Origin of the sequence: Streptomyces torulosus (genome assembly GCF_001419765.1) — a bacterium.
Taxonomy (GTDB): Bacteria; Actinomycetota; Actinomycetes; order Streptomycetales; family Streptomycetaceae; genus Streptomyces; species Streptomyces torulosus.
This window is the reverse complement of sequence record NZ_LIRK01000826.1, coordinates 1-2756: the sequence shown is the minus strand read 5'-3', so window position 1 is coordinate 2756 and position 2756 is coordinate 1. Positions and strand designations below refer to the sequence as shown.

Annotated in this window: 1 protein-coding gene; it reads left to right on the top strand. The window is 70.6% G+C overall.

Annotated elements, in window-relative coordinates:
- The first annotated feature begins 612 nt into the window (after positions 1-612).
- Entirely contained in the window at positions 613-2100 is a 1488-nt protein-coding gene (locus AOK23_RS40820; RefSeq protein ID WP_055717463.1) for an FG-GAP and VCBS repeat-containing protein, read from the top strand.
- Positions 2101-2756: the final 656 nt, after the last annotated feature.

The following is a 2756-nucleotide window of genomic DNA, read 5'->3' as shown; positions in this document are numbered from 1 at the left end:
ACCCACCCATCCGTCACCCCCCGCGCGGCCAGCGCCAGCACAAACTCATCCACCCACCCGGCCCCACCGCCGTCCGCCAACGCATCCGCAGCCATCACCCACCCAGACTCCAGCCACAACACCGGCAATCACGACAAAAGTTCAGGAATGCCGAACAACCGACCACTCTCCCGACCAGGAGCCACACCCCGCGACCAGCAACGACCCCACACAACCGAACCTGACCTTTCAGGCAAAAACCACCCACCATCCGAAGCCATGATCCACCTCGCCATGACCGACCCGATAGCCCGCCGCCTCACCAGCGAGAACACCATCTCCTGGCACGACCCGACACCACCACATCAAAACCGCACCCAAGGATGAAACAACAAAATGAAACGACCTCTCAGAACCCGTTCATCGACCACCCCGAGTGGGTCGAGGCGACTGGCAGACCGACGGTGACAGGCGCTGAACTCCCTGTGGCAACAAGGGAGTTCAGCGCCACACCTGTCTCCTCGGTTACGAATCCATGACATGGGGACGTACAACTGGGATTGCCCGGCTCGAGTCGTACCCACTGAACGCGGCCTCCCGCGTACAGAACCGACCGACTCGAAAGGCTCACGTATGTCCCGAGCACACCGCCGAACCCGTACCGCGCTCACCGCACCCCTGGCAGCCGCGGTGCTGCTCGCCGGAGGATTCGGCGCCATGGCTCTCACCGGGGGCCCGGCGCTGGCGGCCACCGGGTCCGCGGACACGCAGGACGACTTCAACGGCGACGGATACGCCGACCTGGTCGTGTCGGCTCCGGACGCCACGATCTCCAGCAAGGCCAAGGCGGGCTACGTGGCCGTCACGTACGGCTCCGCCCATGGGGTCTCCGCCGCCAACAAGAAGCTCATCAGCCGCTCCACCAGCGGCGTTCCCGGCTCCGCCACCGCGAACCAGCGCTTCGGGACCAACTTCACCAAGGGCGACCTGGACGGCGACGGCTTCAGCGACCTGGTGATCTCGGGCGGCAGTCCCGGCTCCGTCATCCTCTGGGGCTCCGCATCCGGACTCACCGGCGGCACGGCCATACCCGGGTACGGGCAGTCCCCCACGACCGGCGACTTCGACGGCGACGGCAAGACGGACCTCGCCCTGTTCTCCTACCTGTCCGGCGCGGGCGACGACCCGGCGAGCGGCGACGCCACCGTGTGGAAGGGCCCGGTCACCCGTGCCGGACACCCCACCGCCACCCTGCCGCTGCTGGACAAGGCCGACTGGTGGGGCTACGACGCGGGCGACGCCTCCTGCGCCACCAACGGCGGCTGCCAGGAGGACGGCGACTCGATCAGCGGGCCCATCCGCTCCACCCGGACCGGCGACGTCAACGGCGACGGCAAGGACGACATCGTCGCCTGGAAGTACGCGGGCGACGGCCAGTGGGGCAACCGTCTGTTCCTCGGCGGCGGCAGCACGGGCTTCACCAGCGGCTGGGTCCCCGCGGACGGCACCGCGACCGGTACGGGCACCGGCATCGGGGACGTGAACAACGACGGGTTCGACGACGTCGTGGTGGGCAACTACTGGAACGGCGGCAAGGTCCAGATCGCGTTCGGGTCGGCCTCCGGCCTGTCCGAGGAGCGCGTACAGACCTTCGACCAGGACCTGCCCGGCTTCCCCGGCGTGGAGGAGGAGGGCGACGGGATCGGCTCCACGGTCTCGGTGGCGGACGTCAACGGTGACGGCTTCGGCGACATCGCGCTCGGCATCCCGGGCGAGGACATCGGCGACATCACCGACGCCGGGTCCGTCGCCCTGGTCCCCGGCAGCGCCTCCGGTGTCACGGGCGCCGGAACGCAGACCTTCCACCAGGACACCGCCGGGGTACCCGGATTCGCCGAGAACGACGACCAGTTCGGCGCGAGCAGCGCGCTGCTGGACGTCGACGGTGACGGCCACGCCGACCTCGCGGCCGGTTCCCTGGCCGAGAACAGCTGGAACGGCGCGGTCTGGGTGCTGCGCGGCACGGCGACCGGTCTCACGGCCACGTCGTCCCTCGCGTTCGGCGCCGGCGACCTCTCGGCGCCCGCCACGGGCGCCCGCTTCGGCGCGCTCCTGCGCTGAGCGAGCCGATCGGGCAACGGAGGTTCGGTGGGGCGGCCTGGTGCCGCCCCACCGTCATGTCCGGCCGGGGCGAGCCGGCTTCGGCCGAGGTGCACGGGCCGCCTCACCGCCTCGGGAGCGATCTGCGATGGTGACTGGGGCACCGTCCGCTGCCTGCCGTCGCCGACGACCAGTTCGGCGCGAGCAGCGCTCTGCTGGACGTCGACGGTGACGGCCACGCTGACCTGGGCCCGCATCGCCGTCAGGTCGACCACTCCCTGTCGGCCGGGCTCCGGTTCCTGGTCGTCGTGCTCGGAGTCGGCGGCTGGGGGCGAGAGCAGCTGCTCGGGCATCGCCGCCTGCTGGTGGGTGACGACGTCGTACGCCCGGCCCCGCACGGCGGCAGTGGTGGTGCGCAGCTTCTCCCGCACCACCACACCGGCGAGGACGGCCCGCTCGTACTGCAGCGGGATGCGGGGTATCTCCCACTCCCCCGCTGTCTGGTCCGAGGTCCAGGGCGCAGCCGGCTCGCCGGGGTCTGCCGGGGGTGCCGGTCCGGGTCGGGGACGGGGGCTGGTGGGCGGCGGCGGTCGGTGAGGTCGGACAGGGCCCACCGGGCGGTGTAGACACCTCAGGCGCCTAACTCGTCAAGCGGCGGTCCTCAGCCCGCTGTGTAG

Bases quoted from the DNA above. Each gene is read 5' to 3' on its own strand.
- AOK23_RS40820 (WP_055717463.1), top strand. From the start codon at position 613: ATGTCCCGAGCACACCGCCGAACCCGTACCGCGCTCACCGCACCCCTG.